At 69.7% G+C, this 13,140-nt stretch carries 11 protein-coding genes and 1 pseudogene; 8 read left to right on the top strand and 4 right to left on the bottom strand.

Going from position 1 to position 13,140, the window contains the following annotated elements:
• Positions 1-20: 20 nt before the first annotated feature.
• The 3 genes and pseudogenes from KAH28_RS05660 to KAH28_RS05650 form a co-directional block, all read right to left on the bottom strand.
• Positions 21-836 (bottom strand): thioesterase family protein, encoded by an 816-nt coding sequence (locus tag KAH28_RS05660; RefSeq protein ID WP_290575003.1) that lies wholly within the window; start codon positions 834-836, stop codon positions 21-23.
• Positions 833-1,326, bottom strand: a pseudogene (locus tag KAH28_RS05655) (helix-turn-helix domain-containing protein). The gene KAH28_RS05660 and the pseudogene KAH28_RS05655 overlap by 4 nt, the downstream one beginning before the upstream one ends.
• Positions 1,327-1,538: 212 nt before the next feature.
• Positions 1,539-2,990, bottom strand: a complete 1,452-nt coding sequence (locus KAH28_RS05650; RefSeq protein ID WP_290575001.1) for an aldehyde dehydrogenase family protein — start codon at positions 2,988-2,990, stop codon at positions 1,539-1,541.
• A 144-nt stretch (positions 2,991-3,134) separates the two neighbouring features.
• Between KAH28_RS05650 and KAH28_RS05645 the strand changes: the two genes are divergently transcribed.
• The 4 genes from KAH28_RS05645 to KAH28_RS05630 all read left to right on the top strand — a co-directional run bounded on the left by KAH28_RS05645 (position 3,135) and on the right by KAH28_RS05630 (position 8,537).
• Complete coding sequence (locus KAH28_RS05645; RefSeq protein ID WP_290575000.1) at positions 3,135-4,514, top strand: wax ester/triacylglycerol synthase family O-acyltransferase; 1,380 nt, start codon at positions 3,135-3,137, stop codon at positions 4,512-4,514.
• Between the two features lie 108 nt (positions 4,515-4,622).
• Positions 4,623-6,083 (top strand): amidohydrolase family protein, encoded by a 1,461-nt coding sequence (locus KAH28_RS05640; RefSeq protein WP_290574999.1) that lies wholly within the window; start codon positions 4,623-4,625, stop codon positions 6,081-6,083.
• 213 nt (positions 6,084-6,296) lie between these two features.
• Complete coding sequence (locus tag KAH28_RS05635; RefSeq protein WP_290574998.1) at positions 6,297-7,316, top strand: GGDEF domain-containing response regulator; 1,020 nt, start codon at positions 6,297-6,299, stop codon at positions 7,314-7,316.
• Positions 7,317-7,328: 12 nt separating this feature from the next.
• The gene (locus KAH28_RS05630) at positions 7,329-8,537 is read left to right on the top strand and encodes an ATP-binding protein (RefSeq protein ID WP_290574997.1); all 1,209 of its coding nucleotides are present in this window, start codon (positions 7,329-7,331) and stop codon (positions 8,535-8,537) included.
• Positions 8,538-8,543: 6 nt separating this feature from the next.
• Here the strand turns inward: KAH28_RS05630 and KAH28_RS05625 are convergent, their stop codons facing one another.
• Positions 8,544-9,599 (bottom strand): ParM/StbA family protein, encoded by a 1,056-nt coding sequence (locus tag KAH28_RS05625; RefSeq protein WP_290574996.1) that lies wholly within the window; start codon positions 9,597-9,599, stop codon positions 8,544-8,546.
• A gap of 96 nt (positions 9,600-9,695) precedes the next feature.
• On the opposite strand from KAH28_RS05625, the gene KAH28_RS05620 reads away from it, so the two are divergent.
• The 4 genes from KAH28_RS05620 to KAH28_RS05605 are packed head-to-tail and all read left to right on the top strand — an operon-like array spanning position 9,696 to position 13,085.
• Positions 9,696-10,607 carry a haloalkane dehalogenase gene (locus KAH28_RS05620; protein WP_290574995.1) on the top strand — a complete coding sequence of 304 codons (912 nt, stop codon included), beginning with the start codon at positions 9,696-9,698 and terminating at the stop codon, positions 10,605-10,607.
• On the top strand, positions 10,604-11,473 hold the full coding sequence (gene dapF / locus KAH28_RS05615; protein WP_366918133.1) for a diaminopimelate epimerase: 870 nt from the start codon (positions 10,604-10,606) through the stop codon (positions 11,471-11,473). The genes KAH28_RS05620 and dapF overlap by 4 nt, the downstream gene beginning before the upstream one ends.
• On the top strand, positions 11,458-12,162 hold the full coding sequence (locus KAH28_RS05610; RefSeq protein ID WP_290574994.1) for a DUF484 family protein: 705 nt from the start codon (positions 11,458-11,460) through the stop codon (positions 12,160-12,162). Before dapF ends, KAH28_RS05610 begins: the two co-directional genes overlap by 16 nt.
• Positions 12,163-12,164: 2 nt before the next feature.
• The gene (locus tag KAH28_RS05605; RefSeq protein WP_290574993.1) at positions 12,165-13,085 is read left to right on the top strand and encodes a tyrosine recombinase XerC; all 921 of its coding nucleotides are present in this window, start codon (positions 12,165-12,167) and stop codon (positions 13,083-13,085) included.
• Positions 13,086-13,140 lie beyond the last annotated feature (55 nt).

The raw sequence follows: 13,140 nt of genomic DNA, 5'->3' as shown, positions 1-13,140 counted from the left end.
GTGCGACCCGGCTGCGGTGCTCAGGCGAACACTGCGATCGACTGCTGGCTCATCGCCAGGGCGCGTCCGGCGGGCGTGAAGAGCGTCGCATTCTGTTGCGAGTAGCCGTTGGCCGCGGCCTGCGCATGCACGTGGAAGTACCACCAGCCGCCGCCATCGCGGGCATCGTCGGCATCCAGCGTGTCGAGCAGGTCGAGATGCCAGGTCAGGGTGCTGATCGGCTTCATCGCGCGCTGCATCTGCAGCACCGCCGGCGGCAGCAGATCCATGAGCGCGACGATGTGCGCCTCGCCGAAATCGCCGGGCTCGCGGAAGCGCACCCAGACGCCCATCTCCGATTGGGCGGAGCCGCTCATCGGCATGTCGCCGATCGCCCAGCGCATGTCGAAGTGCTGCGTGAAGGCGGGCGTGATGCCGGGCAGGGACGGAAAGCTCCGGCTGTCCTCGACGCCCGGCGTCGCCGGCATGGAGGGCGGCGGTACCCGGATCGCGGACGCGCGGGAGTCCCCGAAGCAGCCCGAGAGGGTAGTGCAGACCCGTGCGCTCTGTGCGATGCGGGCCTCGGCCCAGGTCACCGACTTGCCGCTGCGCAGCGCGCCGGCGGTGATGTCCAGTCCGCCTTCGCCCGCGGGGCCGACGAAGGCGGTCAGCAGCGCGCGCAGTGGGCGCTCGGGGCCTAGCTCGGCGCGCATGGCCCGCACGGCCATCGCCGCCATCAGACCGCCGAAGGCGGCGCGCCCCTGCAGCCAGTCCTCGGTGAGGGTGGCGCCGTAGCAGCCATCGCCGGCCTGCGGCTGCATGCCGTCGAGCAGTTGGTCGAAGGTGGTCGTCGTCACGTCGTGGTTCCCGTCTGGCGCGGTTGGTGGGCGGGCGGCGGCACGGCGTCGGGGCGGAACTCGGTGCGAATCGCGCGCGGGTCCAGCGGCTCGCCGCATTCGGAACAGTGAATCGCGGCATGGAAATGCCGGCCGCAGTCGGTGTGTCGATGGCGCAGCGGTGGCCCCCCGCCGTCATCCATCCAGCGGTCGCCCCAACGCAGCATGGTCATCAGCACCGGGTAGAGGTCGCGGCCCTTCTCGGTCAGCCGGTACTCGTGGCGCGGTGGCTGTGCCTGGTAGGCGACCCGGTCGAGCACGCCGGCGGCGACCAGCTTCTGCAGGCGGTCGGACAGTCGCGGCCGCGAGATCCGCAGCCCGGAACGGAAGTCCTCGAAGCGCCGCGTGCCGAGAAAGGCGTTGCGCAGCACCAGCAGCGTCCAGCGATCGCCGATGACCGATAGCGTGCGCGCACCGAGCACGGCTCTTCGTCCAGTTCGGTCCAGCGCATGGGCGGGCTCCACCGTGGGGAGCGTCACTGTAGCCCATAAAGTTTCAAAATGAAACTTTATGGGGTGATGCGGGGCCGGTCGGCTCGACGCGCGCCGTCGCGAGTCGTGCGTTGCACGAATACCACGGGGGGGGAGGCGGTGCGGCCTGCTGCTGCGCGCCGGGAGCGGGCCGCGGACGACACCCTTCAGGTGTCGCCCGCGGTCGCGGCCATCAGATCGTGCGCGGCAGGATCTTGATGATGGCGTTGGTGAGCCTGGTGTAGGGCGGGAAGAACATCCGCGCCAGCATGATGCGCGCCCGCACCACGGCGCGCTCGTGCGAGAACGCCTTGAAGCCGTAGTGGCCGTGGGCGTTGCCGATGCCCGAGTTGTTGACGCCGCCGAAGGGCAGCCGGCCGTGCAGGAAGTGCACCACGTTGTGGTTGATGCAGGCGCCGCCCGAACTGGTGCGCTTCATGATGCGGCTGATGCTGGCTTCGTCCTTGCTCCAGATGTAGAGCGCCAGCGGCTTGGGCGCATCGTTGATCCTGCCGATGACCTGATCGATATCGTCGAACCCGATGATGGGCAGCAGCGGGCCGAAGATCTCCTCCTCCATGATGCGGGCATCGTCGGGAAGATCGGTGAGCAGGGTCGGGGACACGTAGCGTTCGTCGTTGTCGACGTCGTCGCCGTACAGCACGCGCGCGCCGCGCGTCTTGGCGTCGTCGAGCAGCCCGGAAATGCGCGCGGTGTGGTTGGCGTTGACGATGCGCGCCAGGAAGGGGGATGCCTTCAGGGCCTCCGCGGAGTCGCCGTAGGCCTGCTTGAGCGTGTCCACCATGGCCTGGACGAATCGCTCGCGCACGCTGTTATGCACGTAGATGTGATCCGGCGCAATGCAGGTCTGGCCGTTGTTGGTGTACTTGCCCCAGGCGATGGTCCTGGCCGCCAGCTCGAGGTCCGCGGATGCGTCGATGATGGTCGGCGACTTGCCGCCGAGCTCCAGCGTGACGCTGGTGAGGTGCTTCGCCGCCGCGCCCATGACGACCTTGCCGACGGCGGGGCTGCCGGTGAAGAAGATGTGGTCGAAGGGCAGGTCGAGCAGGGTCTGGCTGACGTCGACCTCACCCTCGAACAGCGCGACTTCCGACGGGTCGAAGGTCTCGCGTACGATCCTGGCCATGACCGCGCTCATGTGCGGCGTCATCTCGGAGGGCTTGATGATTGCCGGACATCCGGCGGCCAGTGCCGAGATCAGCGGCCCGAAGCTGAGATTCAGCGGATAGTTCCACGGCGAGATGATCAGGGCGCGGCCCTTGGGCTCGTACTGCACGTAGCTCTTGGTGCCGACCATCATCCGCGTCGGGGCGACCTTCTGGGGCTTCATCCAGCGCTTGAGATGGCGCTTGGCGTCCTTCGCCTCCATGTAGACGGTCAGCAGCTCGGTGAGGTGCACCTCCTCGGGCGGCTTGCGGAAGTCCTTGTGCCCGGCCTCGAGGATCTCGTCGGTATGGGCGCGGACCGCATCGACCAGGCGCTGGATGCGAGCGAGACGCTCGTTCGCGGTCGATTCGCGCCATGCCAGCATGGTCTCGCGCTGGGCGGCGAAGACGCGGCGGATCTCGTCGTGATCGGCCGACGCCACGGGAAGGGTTTCGAAATCTCGCGCTGCCTTGTTCATCGGAGTCTCCTGGGCGCGTCACTTAACAGTCGTTCAATCAGTATGCCACCCGATGCGCGCCGGCGGAAGGACAGTGAAATGACGGCCCGTGCGGTCCTACACTAGGCTCGGGGCATAGCGCACACGAATCACAGGGGAGGAGCGATGAAGCGTCTCAAACCGATGGATGCGGCCTGGCTGTATGTCGACAGTCCGAGCACGCCGATGCACGTGGCAGGGCTGCAGATCTTCTCGCTTCCCGAGAACGCGCCGGATGATTTCCTCGGGCGCATGGCCGCGCAAGCGCGGGAGGCCCAGAGCTTCGCGCCACCCTGGAACCTGAAGCTCAAGGCGTCGCCGCTCCGCGGCGTGCTCCCCGCGTGGGAGCGCGACGACGATCTCGACATCGACTACCACTTCCGGCACTCGGCGCTTCCCGCCCCCGGGGGCGAGCGCGAGCTGGGTGTCCTGGTGTCGCGACTGCACAGCCATCCCATGGACGTGACGCGGCCGCTGTGGGAATGCCATCTCATCGAGGGGCTCGAGGGTGGCCGCTTCGCGATCTACACCAAGATGCATCACGCCCTGGTCGACGGTGTCGGCGGGATGCGCATGGTGCAGCGCGCCATGAGCAGCGACCCGTCGACGCCTTTCCGCGCGCCGTGGAGCGTCGGGGCGGACTGGCAGCAGGACACCGGAACCGCATCGAATGCGGCGCGCAAGACCCTGGCGCGCCCGTCGTTCCGCGATGTTGCGGGCAGCGTGCCGAGCGCCGCGCGGGCGCTGTTCGAGTCGTACCGGGCCGGCGGTCACGATGGCGATGCGCTGATGCGGCCCTACGACGCGCCGCACTCGGTGCTCAACAACCGCATCTCGGGGCAGCGGCGTTTCGCCACGCAGCAGTATTCGATGGATCTGCTCAAGCGGCTCGCAGAGGCCAGCGAAGGCACCATCAACGATGTCGTGCTGGCACTGTGCTCGACCGCGCTGCGGCGCTATCTCAAGGAGTCGAACCTGCTGCCGCGGCAGTCGCTGGTCGCGGGCATTCCGGTGTCGGTGCGCCCCGGCGATGATGTCGCGGTCGGCACCGCCATCAGCTTCATCCTCGCCGGTCTCGCCACCGACGTCGCCGACACGCGCAAGCGCGTCGAGGCCATCCAGCGCTCGACCGCGCGCGCCAAGGAGCATCTGCAGGCGCTGCCCAAGGAGGCGCTGGACCAGTACACCATGCTGCTCATGGGGCCGTACATCGCGCAGCTCATGCTGCAGCTGGGCGGTCGAACGGCGCCGATGTTCAACGTCGCCATCTCCAACGTGCCCGGCCCCAAGGAAACGCTGTACCTGGGCGGGGCGCGCCTGGAGGCGATGTACCCGGTATCGCTGCTGATGCACGGACAGGCGCTCAACATCACCTGCGTGAGCTACGCCGGAACCCTCAACTTCGGCTATACCGGCTGTCGCGACACGCTGCCCAGCATGCAGCGGCTGTCGGTCTACACCAGCGAGGCGCTCGACGAGCTCAAGGCACTCTATCGCGTGCGCTGAGGCATCGGCACCGTCGGGCGTGGCGCACGCCCGCGCGGTCGGCCGCCGCCGTTTCCGGCGCGGCCCCGGCGCGGTACCGTGGGCGCTCATGTACGCGGAGTGCCAGCCATGGACTTCGATCCCGATGGTCGTCGCCTTCCGATCAAGGTTGATTCGACCAGCAACGGCGAGTACCTGCCGCAGCCGCTGGGACACGCCCAGCGCGCGGCCAACGCGCTGGCGCACGAGCGTGTCGCCGCCGCTGCGCAGCGCCGCGGCCAGGGCCGGCGGCAGTTCCTGACCAGTCTGGGCGGTGCGGCCGCGACGCTGCTTGCGTTCAACGAGGCCCATGCCGCCCTGGGTGCCACCGGAAGCCGGTACGCGCTGTCCGCCGACGCGCCCTTCGAACCGGAGCTGGCGACGGCCGAGCTCGCCAAGCGCGAGTTCATCTTCGATGTGCAGACCCATTGCGTGGACCCTGCGGCGCGCTGGGCGAAGGGTCGTGACGGCAAGCTGTGGCAGCGCAATCTGTTCGAGGTGTTCGGCCAGGGCTCGGTATGCGACGAGGGCTACGAGTGCTATTCGGCGCGGCGATTGCTCAAGGATGTCTACCTCGACAGCGATACCGATGTGGCGGTGGTGTCGGCGCTCTGGGGCTCCCAGGGCAGCAATCCCACGCCCATCGATTACGCCGCGGAGGCGCGCGCCATCATCAATGAGGCGCAGGGACGCGAGCGCTGCCTGCTGCACGGTGGCGTCATGCCCAACGAGGCTGGCGAGCTCGAGCGCATGCAGGAGATGGTGGACGTGCACGGCGTCTCGGCGTGGAAGCTCTATCCGCAGTGGGGACCCGACGGCGTCGGCTTCCACATGGACGATCCGGTGGGCATCACCTTCCTCGAGCGGGCCCGCGAGCTGGGCGTGAAGATTGTCGCCGCGCACCGCGGGTTGCCGCTGCCCGGCCTGCAGTACGAGTACTCTGATCCCGCCGACATCGCGCGTGTTGCCGCGCGCTATCCGGACATGACCTTCCTCTGCTATCACTCCGGCTTCGAGCCCGGCGTCACAGAGGGGCCCTACGATCCGGACAATCCGCGCGGCGTGGATCGCCTGATCCGCGCCCATCAGGAGGCCGGTTTCACGCCCAACCAGGGAAATCTCTACGCCGAGCTCGGCGGGGTCTGGCGCGAGCACATGTCGAAGCCGGATGCCGCCGCGCACGTCATCGGCAAGCTCCTCAAGTACTTCGGCGAGGAGCGCATCTGCTGGGGCACCGACGCCATCTGGTTCGGAAGTCCGCAGGATCAGATCCAGGCCTTCAGGAGCCTCCGGATCTCGGATGCCTTCCGCGAGCGCTACGGCTACCCGGCGCTTTCCGACCATGCCCGCGCGCGCATCCTCGGGCTGAACGGCGCCGAGGTGTACGGGCTGGACGTCGACGCGCTCACGCGCCAGCGCCATGCCGACCGCATCGGTCGCATCCGTGACACCTATGCGCAGCGGCCCAATCCGGGCTACCAGACCCACGGGCCGAAGACGCGGCGCGACTTCTTCCGGCTGATCGGCGAGACCGGCGGCCGTCCCGGTTGAAGCGGCAGGGACCGCAGGCGAAAGCGAACCGCCGTTCATCCGCCCGGGATCGCCCCCGATCCGCCTCCGGTGGAACGCTTGCCGGCAGGTGCGGCATTTTGATTGCCAGCCTCCAGGTTGAGGAGCACGCGTGCCTCACCGCCTTGTCCCCCTCGCGTCGATCCACCGCGCGCATCCGCGCGCCGCAGACCATCGTGTCCACGGAGGCGCTTCGTGAGCGCCGACCGCCTGCGTCTGCTGCTGGTAGAGGACAATCCGGCCGATGCGCGCCTCACGCGCGCGGCGCTGGAGCAGGACGCGGCCGATGTCGTCATCGACCTGACGCATGCCGATACCCTCGCCGGGGCGCGTGCGTCCCTGGAGGAAGGCGGATTCGATGCCATCCTGCTGGATCTGCATCTGCCCGACGGCAGCTGCATCGACTGCGTGCGTGCCATGCGCGAGAACGCGCCGCACACCGCCATCGTCATCGTCACCAGCATGCGCGACGAGGCCTTCGTGCTGAGCGCGATGAGCGCCAGCGTGCAGGACTACGTGGTCAAGGACGAACTCCTCGCCGGTGGCCTGATCCGCGACATCCGGCGCGCGATCGGGCGCCAGGCGTGCCTCAACCGCCTGCGGGAGGACGCCGAGCGCGCCCGCCAGCATGCCCTGCACGACGCGCTCACCGGGCTGCCCAACCGCGAACTGCTGACGGAATGCTTCGACATGGCGCATGCCCGCGCCGAGCGTGACGGACACAGCCTCGCCATCGCATGGTTCGATCTCGACAATTTCAAGCGGCTGAACGACACCCATGGCCACGCCACCGGGGACAGCGCGCTCCAGGCCGTCGCCGAGGCTCTGCGTCGCAGTTGCCGACTGGGCGACATGATCGCGCGCTACGGCGGCGACGAATTCGTCGCGCTGCTTGCGCCCATCGGGGACGCGCGCGCGGTCGAGGCCGTGGTCGCGCGCATGATGACCGGCGTGGAGGCCGCCGCGGAGCGGGTGCTGCCGGAGCCGCTGCGGGTGAGTGCGGGCTATGCCTGCTGGCCGGCGCACGGCAGCTCGCTCACCGAGCTGCTGCGCAAGGCCGACGCTGCGATGTACCGCGCCAAGGCCGATAGCGACGGCCGGCCGCGCATGGCCGAGACCGGCGCCATGCGGCACGATGAAACGGGTGCCGCGACGCTGGTCACCGCAGGGCGTCACGGGCATGCGCCCCGGCCGCATCGCGGCGCGCGTCTCTAGTGCGAGCGCGCCATGGACTGGTTGCTGGCCCTGTTCGCCACGCCCTTCCTGCCCCATAGCACCTGCCTGTTCCTGCGGCCCGACCTGATCGCGCTGCACGTGTTGTCCGACGGGCTGCTGGCGGCGGCCTACCTGGCCATTCCCGCGATCCTGCTGTTCTTCGCGCGCAGGCGTCCGCACATGGAGCAGGTGCTGCGCGGCGTGCTGATCTACTTCGCCTGCTTCATCACGGCCTGCGGCGTGACCCACATCTTCGGCGCGGTGACGATGTGGTATCCGATCTACTACCTCGAAGGCATGTTCAAGCTGCTCGCCGCCATCATCTCGGTGACGACGGTGGTGCTGCTCGTGCGCTGGGCGCCACGGCTGCTCGCCTTCCGCAGTCCCGAAGAACTCGAGGCCATGAACCGCAAGCTGGTTGCCGAGTCCGATGCGCACCGGCGCACCGCCGCGGAGCTGGCGCGCACCGTCGACCGGCTGAAGCAGTCCAACCGGGATCTCGAGGAGTATGCGCACGTCGCCGCGCACGATCTCAAGGCGCCGCTGCGCGCGGTGCGCTCGTTCTCCGAGCTGCTGGAGAAGCAGCACCGCGATGCGCTCACCGGCGACGCGCGGGAGTACCTGTCCTTCATCTCCGACTCGGCGCGCCGCATGAGCCGGATGGTCGACGACCTGCTCACCATGGCGCGCCTCGAACAGGACAGCGAGCCGCGGCTGCTGGTGCCACTGGCGAACTGCGTCGACGAGGCCCTGCGCAACCTGCACAGCGCGGTCCGGGAGCGCGATGCACGCGTCGAGGTCGGGCAGATGCCGAGCATGCGCGTGCGCCCGAGCCACACCGTGCTGCTGTTCCAGAACCTCATCGCCAACGCCATCAAGTTCTGCCCCGAGGGCCGCACGCCGGTGGTGCGCATCGCTGCGCGGCGCACCGACGAGGGCTGGGAAATCGTCGTGGCCGACAACGGCATCGGCATCCCCAGCGAGCACCGCGAGGCGGTGTTCGGCATCTTCCGGCGCCTGCACGGCGAAAGCGAGTATCCGGGCAGCGGCATCGGCCTGTCCGTGTGCCGGCGCATCGCCGAGCAGCACGGCGGCCGGATCACCATCGATGCATCCGCGGACGGTGGATGCGAGGTGCGGATCCACCTTCCCGAGCTCCGTCCCCCGGCCGACGGCGTCGCCGACGACCGGCCCGCCGGCTGCGAGCCGGCGAGCTGCTGAACGGGCTCAGCCCGTGCTCTTGGCCGCTGCCGGCGGAGTCGCTCCTGCGGTGTCGGGCCAGAGGTGGCGGGCGTACTTCTGGTAGCCGTAGACGTTGAGCAGGCGCGTGTCTTCGTCCGCCGCCACCGGCAGCAGCTCGTGCTCGATCAGGGGCTGCAGGTAGGGCAGCAGGGTGGCGCCGCCACCGCCCGCGATCACCACGGCATCGAGATCCCAGTCGTCCGCCCAGAGCCGGTTGATCTCGTTGGAGATGCGCGTCGCTAGGGCGCGGAACGCGCGCTCGGTGAGCTTGGTGAGGTCGTAGCGCTTGCCCTTGATCTTGATGCTGCCGCGCTCGACCGCCTCGTAGAGCCGGTACAGCTCGACCTGCACGCCCGCCTGTTCGGTGAGCGCATTGGCGATGGCGGTGTATGCGAGCGAGATGCCCGCATCGGACGACTGCGAGCCGCGCTCCGAGTAGCGCGTGCGGTCGGAGATGGCGTAGTCGGCCGTGCGGAAGCCGATGTCGATGACGCCGATCTTCTCCTTGATGAAGCGCTGCGCCCCGATCTTGCCCTGCGGATTGAGCATGTGATGGAACAGGGCGCCGAAGGGCTGCGGGATCACGCGCACCTTCTCGATGTGGATCTGCTTGTCCTCGGTACTGCCGTCGGCGCGCGTGATGGTCACCTGCTGGCGCTGCTGCAGCAGCGCGGCCAGGCCGTCGCGATGGCGCCGCAGGAAACTGATGGGCAGTCCGGTCACCACCCGCAGCGGTTCGCCTGAGGGCACCAGCGGCGCGATCGCGGTGGCGGCGAGCACACGCGCGTAGCGCGACAGCAGCTGCTGCTGGTCGAGCGTGAAGCCGCGGCCACGCGATCCGGCTTCGGCGGTTTCACCCACGAAGTAGGACTCGTCCCCGATGGCGATCTGACGATGGGCGCCGGGTTCGCCGTCCGGGCTGATGGTGTTGGTGAAGGCCGCCTCCGCCGCCTCGCCGACGACGGACTTGAAGATCTGATGACTCCGACCATCGGTCACCTTGGTGAAACCGAAGCCGATGTCGAGTCCCAGCACTTGCATGCGCGCGCCCCTTGCGATTGGATGGTGCCTTCTATCATGTGGCTTCAGCCCCCGGCAACGCGCCGCGGGGCGCCCGAGCCGGTCCCCGGAGCTGTCATGGACGCGTTGCGAACGCCCGACGAGCGCTTTGCCGATCTGCCCGACTTCCCCTGGGAGCCGGTCTACACCGAGGTCGATGGTCTGCGCATGGCGCATGTCGAGGCCGGACCCGCCGACGGCGCGGTGGTCCTGCTGCTGCACGGCGAGCCCACCTGGAGCTATCTCTACCGGCACATGATGCCGCTGCTGGCCGATGCCGGGCTGCGCGCGATCGCTCCCGATCTCATCGGTTTCGGGCGCTCGGACAAGCCGCGGCGGATCGCCGATTACAGCTATCAGCGGCACGTCGACTGGCTGTGGGCATGGATGGAGGCGCAGGCGCTGCGCGACATCACGCTCTTCTGCCAGGACTGGGGGTCGCTGCTCGGGCTGCGCATTGCCGGCGAGCATCCGGAGCGCTTCGCGCGCATCGTCGTGGGCAACGGCATGCTGCCCACCGGCGACCGTGGCGTGCCGATGGCCTTCCATCTGTGGCGCAGCTTCGCGCGCCATGCGCCGGTGTTCCCCATCGGCCGCATCGTCGACGTGGGCTCGGCACGCAAGCTGACGCCGGCCGAGCGCCGGGCCTACGACGCGCCCTATCCGAATGCGCGCTACAAGGCCGGCGCGCGCGCATTCCCGGCGCTGGTGCCCATCACGCCGGATGATCCGGCCGCGCCGGCCAACCGCGCAGCCTGGGCGGCGCTGGGCAACTTCCACAAGCCGTTCCTGACGGTCTTCGGTGCCGGCGATCCCATCCTCGGCCGGGCCGATCGCGCGCTGCAGACGCACATTCCCGGCGCCGCCGGGCAGGCGCACGATCGGCTTCCCGGCGGGCACTTCATCCAGGAGGATCAGGGGCCCGAGCTGGCGCGGCGCATCATCGCGCTGATCGCGGGCGATGCGAGCGACGCAGGGCTGCCGCGATGAGCGCCGGCGGCGAGCTGCGCTTCGCGAAGATGCACGGGCTGGGCAACGACTTCGTGGTGGTGGACGCCACCGCGGCGCCGTTCACGCCCACGGCGGCCCAGCTGCAATGGCTGTGCGACCGGCATCTCGGCGTCGGCGCGGATCAGGTGCTGGTGGTCGATCCGCCCGGCGAGAGCGGCGTCGACTTCGACTACCGCATCTACAATGCCGACGGCAGTCCTTCCGGTCAGTGCGGCAACGGTGCGCGCTGCCTGGCGCTGTTCATCGCCCGCCGCGGTCTGTCCGACCGGCCGCAGCTCCGGGTGCGGACCAGCGACACGCGCATGATGCTGCGCCGCGAGGCCGATACCGTGTTCACCGTCGAGCTCGCGGCACCGGAGCTGCGGCCGGCCGCGCTGCCCAGCACGCTGGACGCGGTCCCGGCGGCGACCTACGACATCGACGTGCCGGGCTTCGGCGTGCATTGCTTCGGCCTCGTGCAGCTCGGCAATCCGCACGCGGTGACGCTGGTCGACGATGTCGACGCCGCACCGGTCGCCGCGCTGGGTGCCGCGCTGCAGGCCATGCCGCTGTTTCCGGCGTCGGTGAATGTGGGCTTCCTGCAGGTGCTCGACCGCGGCCACGCCCGATTGCGCGTCTACGAGCGCGGCGCCGGCGAAACGCTGGCGTGCGGCAGCGGCGCCTGCGCCGCGGCGGTGGCGGGCATGCTCCGTGGCGTGGTCGACGATGACGTGCGGCTGGCGCTGCGCGGCGGCGAGCTGCGCATCGCCTGGAGCGGTTCGCTATCCTCACCGGATGTGCCGATCCGCATGACCGGACCGGCGACCCATGTCTACGACGGGTGTCTGCAATGGCCGAATCCGTAGCCCGTTCCGGCGACAAGCCTCCGGAGCTCGACGAGAACGCGGTGCGCGCGTGGCTGATCGCGCATCCCGAGTTCTTCGACCGCCATCCGGACGTGCTGGAGGAGGCCGACCTCCAGCACGAGAGCGGACACGCCACCTCGCTCATCGAGCGACAGGTCGAATGGCTGCGCGCCAAGAACGCCCGCCTGGAAGCGCGCCTGAGTCAGCTCACCGACACCGCGCAGGACAACGAGGTGCGCGCGCGCAAGGTCATGAAGGTGGCGCAGCTGCTGCTGCGCGCGCCGACCCTCGCCGGCATGGTCGACAGCCTGCGCCGCATGCTGCGCGAGGAGTTCGCCATCGACGCGATTTTTCTCGGCGTGCTCGCCAGCAAGCTGCGCCGCACCGACATCGACGGCCTGACGCGCATCGATGCCAAGGGCAGCGTTGCGCGCGCCTTCGACAACAGCTTCCGGACGCGGCTCATCGAGACCGGCCCGCTCGACGCCGAGCGCGCGCGGCTGATCTTCCCGCGCGCCGCCAGCCTTCCGGCCTCGGCCGCGGTGGTGCCCATCGACAAGCGCGAGACGCTCGGCCTGCTGGTGCTGGGCGCCGACGATGCGGAGCGGTTCCAGGCCGACCAGGGCAAGCTCTTCCTGGAGATGCTCGCCGAGCTTCTCGCCAGCAGCCTGCGCGCGCGCCTGGGCTGACCGTGGAGCTCGCGGCCGCGGTCGACGGCTACCTGCACGCGCTGCAGCACCTCCGCCGCAGTTCGCCGCACAGTGTCGCGGCGGCACGGCGCGATCTCGATGCCTTCCGCCGCTTCGCCGCCGACCATGGCGCCACCGCCACCGAGGCGGTCGATGTGCATCTGCTGCGGCGCTACGTGGCCACCGGCATGCGCGCCGGCTACAAGGCCTCCAGCATGGCGCGCTTCCTGTCCAGCATCCGCGGCTTCTACGCCTGGCTCATGGACGAGGGCGTCGCTGACGCCAATCCGGCGCAGGGGCTGCGCGCGCCGCGCGGCGAGAGGCGCCTGCCGCGCACGCTGACGCGCGAGCAGGCCGGGACGCTGGCCGAGGTCGCGCCGGAGGACGACGGTCCGCTGGCCTGCCGCGACCGCGCCCTGGTGGAGCTGTTCTATTCCAGCGGCCTGCGCCTGTCCGAGCTGGCGGCGCTGGATCTCGACGATCTCCGGGCACGCGACGAGCTGCGCGTGCTCGGCAAGGGGGCCAAGACGCGCGTCGTGCCGGTGGGGCGGGAGGCACAGCGCGCGCTGGCGGCGTGGGTGCGGCTGCGCGGTCGACTGGCGCGGACGGACTGTCCGGCGCTGTTCGTGTCGTCGCGCGGTACGCGTCTTTCGCGCCGCGCCATCCAGCAGCGCATGGCGCTGCGCGCCCGGCAGGCGGGGCTGGGCGTCCCGGTGCATCCGCACCGGCTGCGCCATGCCTTCGCCACGCACATGCTGGAGGGGTCAGGCGACCTGCGCGCGGTGCAGGAGCTGCTCGGCCATGCCAGCCTGTCGAGCACGCAGATCTACACCCAGCTCGATTTCGACCATCTGGCGCGCGTCTATCGCGGGGCGCATCCACGCGCCCGGCGCCGGCCGGGCGGACCCGAAGACGGCGCTTGATTCCGCGCGCGGCGCCCCAAGATTGACGGGTCGGACCCGAATCAAGGCGCAGCGC

Source organism: Algiphilus sp., assembly GCF_023145115.1.
Classification (GTDB): domain Bacteria; phylum Pseudomonadota; class Gammaproteobacteria; order Nevskiales; family Nevskiaceae; genus Algiphilus.
This window is presented reverse-complemented; position numbering and strand designations above follow the sequence as displayed.

What these genes read in the sequence shown, in the direction of transcription:
- KAH28_RS05650 (WP_290575001.1), bottom strand. Translation starts at nt 2,990, where the DNA reads ATGAACAAGGCAGCGCGAGATTTCGAAACCCTTCCCGTGGCGTCGGCC.
- KAH28_RS05645 (WP_290575000.1), top strand. Translation starts at nt 3,135, where the DNA reads ATGAAGCGTCTCAAACCGATGGATGCGGCCTGGCTGTATGTCGACAGT.
- KAH28_RS05640 (WP_290574999.1), top strand. Translation starts at nt 4,623, where the DNA reads ATGGACTTCGATCCCGATGGTCGTCGCCTTCCGATCAAGGTTGATTCG.
- KAH28_RS05630 (WP_290574997.1), top strand. Translation starts at nt 7,329, where the DNA reads ATGGACTGGTTGCTGGCCCTGTTCGCCACGCCCTTCCTGCCCCATAGC.
- KAH28_RS05625 (WP_290574996.1), bottom strand. Translation starts at nt 9,599, where the DNA reads ATGCAAGTGCTGGGACTCGACATCGGCTTCGGTTTCACCAAGGTGACC.
- KAH28_RS05620 (WP_290574995.1), top strand. Translation starts at nt 9,696, where the DNA reads ATGGACGCGTTGCGAACGCCCGACGAGCGCTTTGCCGATCTGCCCGAC.
- dapF (WP_366918133.1), top strand. Translation starts at nt 10,604, where the DNA reads ATGAGCGCCGGCGGCGAGCTGCGCTTCGCGAAGATGCACGGGCTGGGC.
- KAH28_RS05610 (WP_290574994.1), top strand. Translation starts at nt 11,458, where the DNA reads ATGGCCGAATCCGTAGCCCGTTCCGGCGACAAGCCTCCGGAGCTCGAC.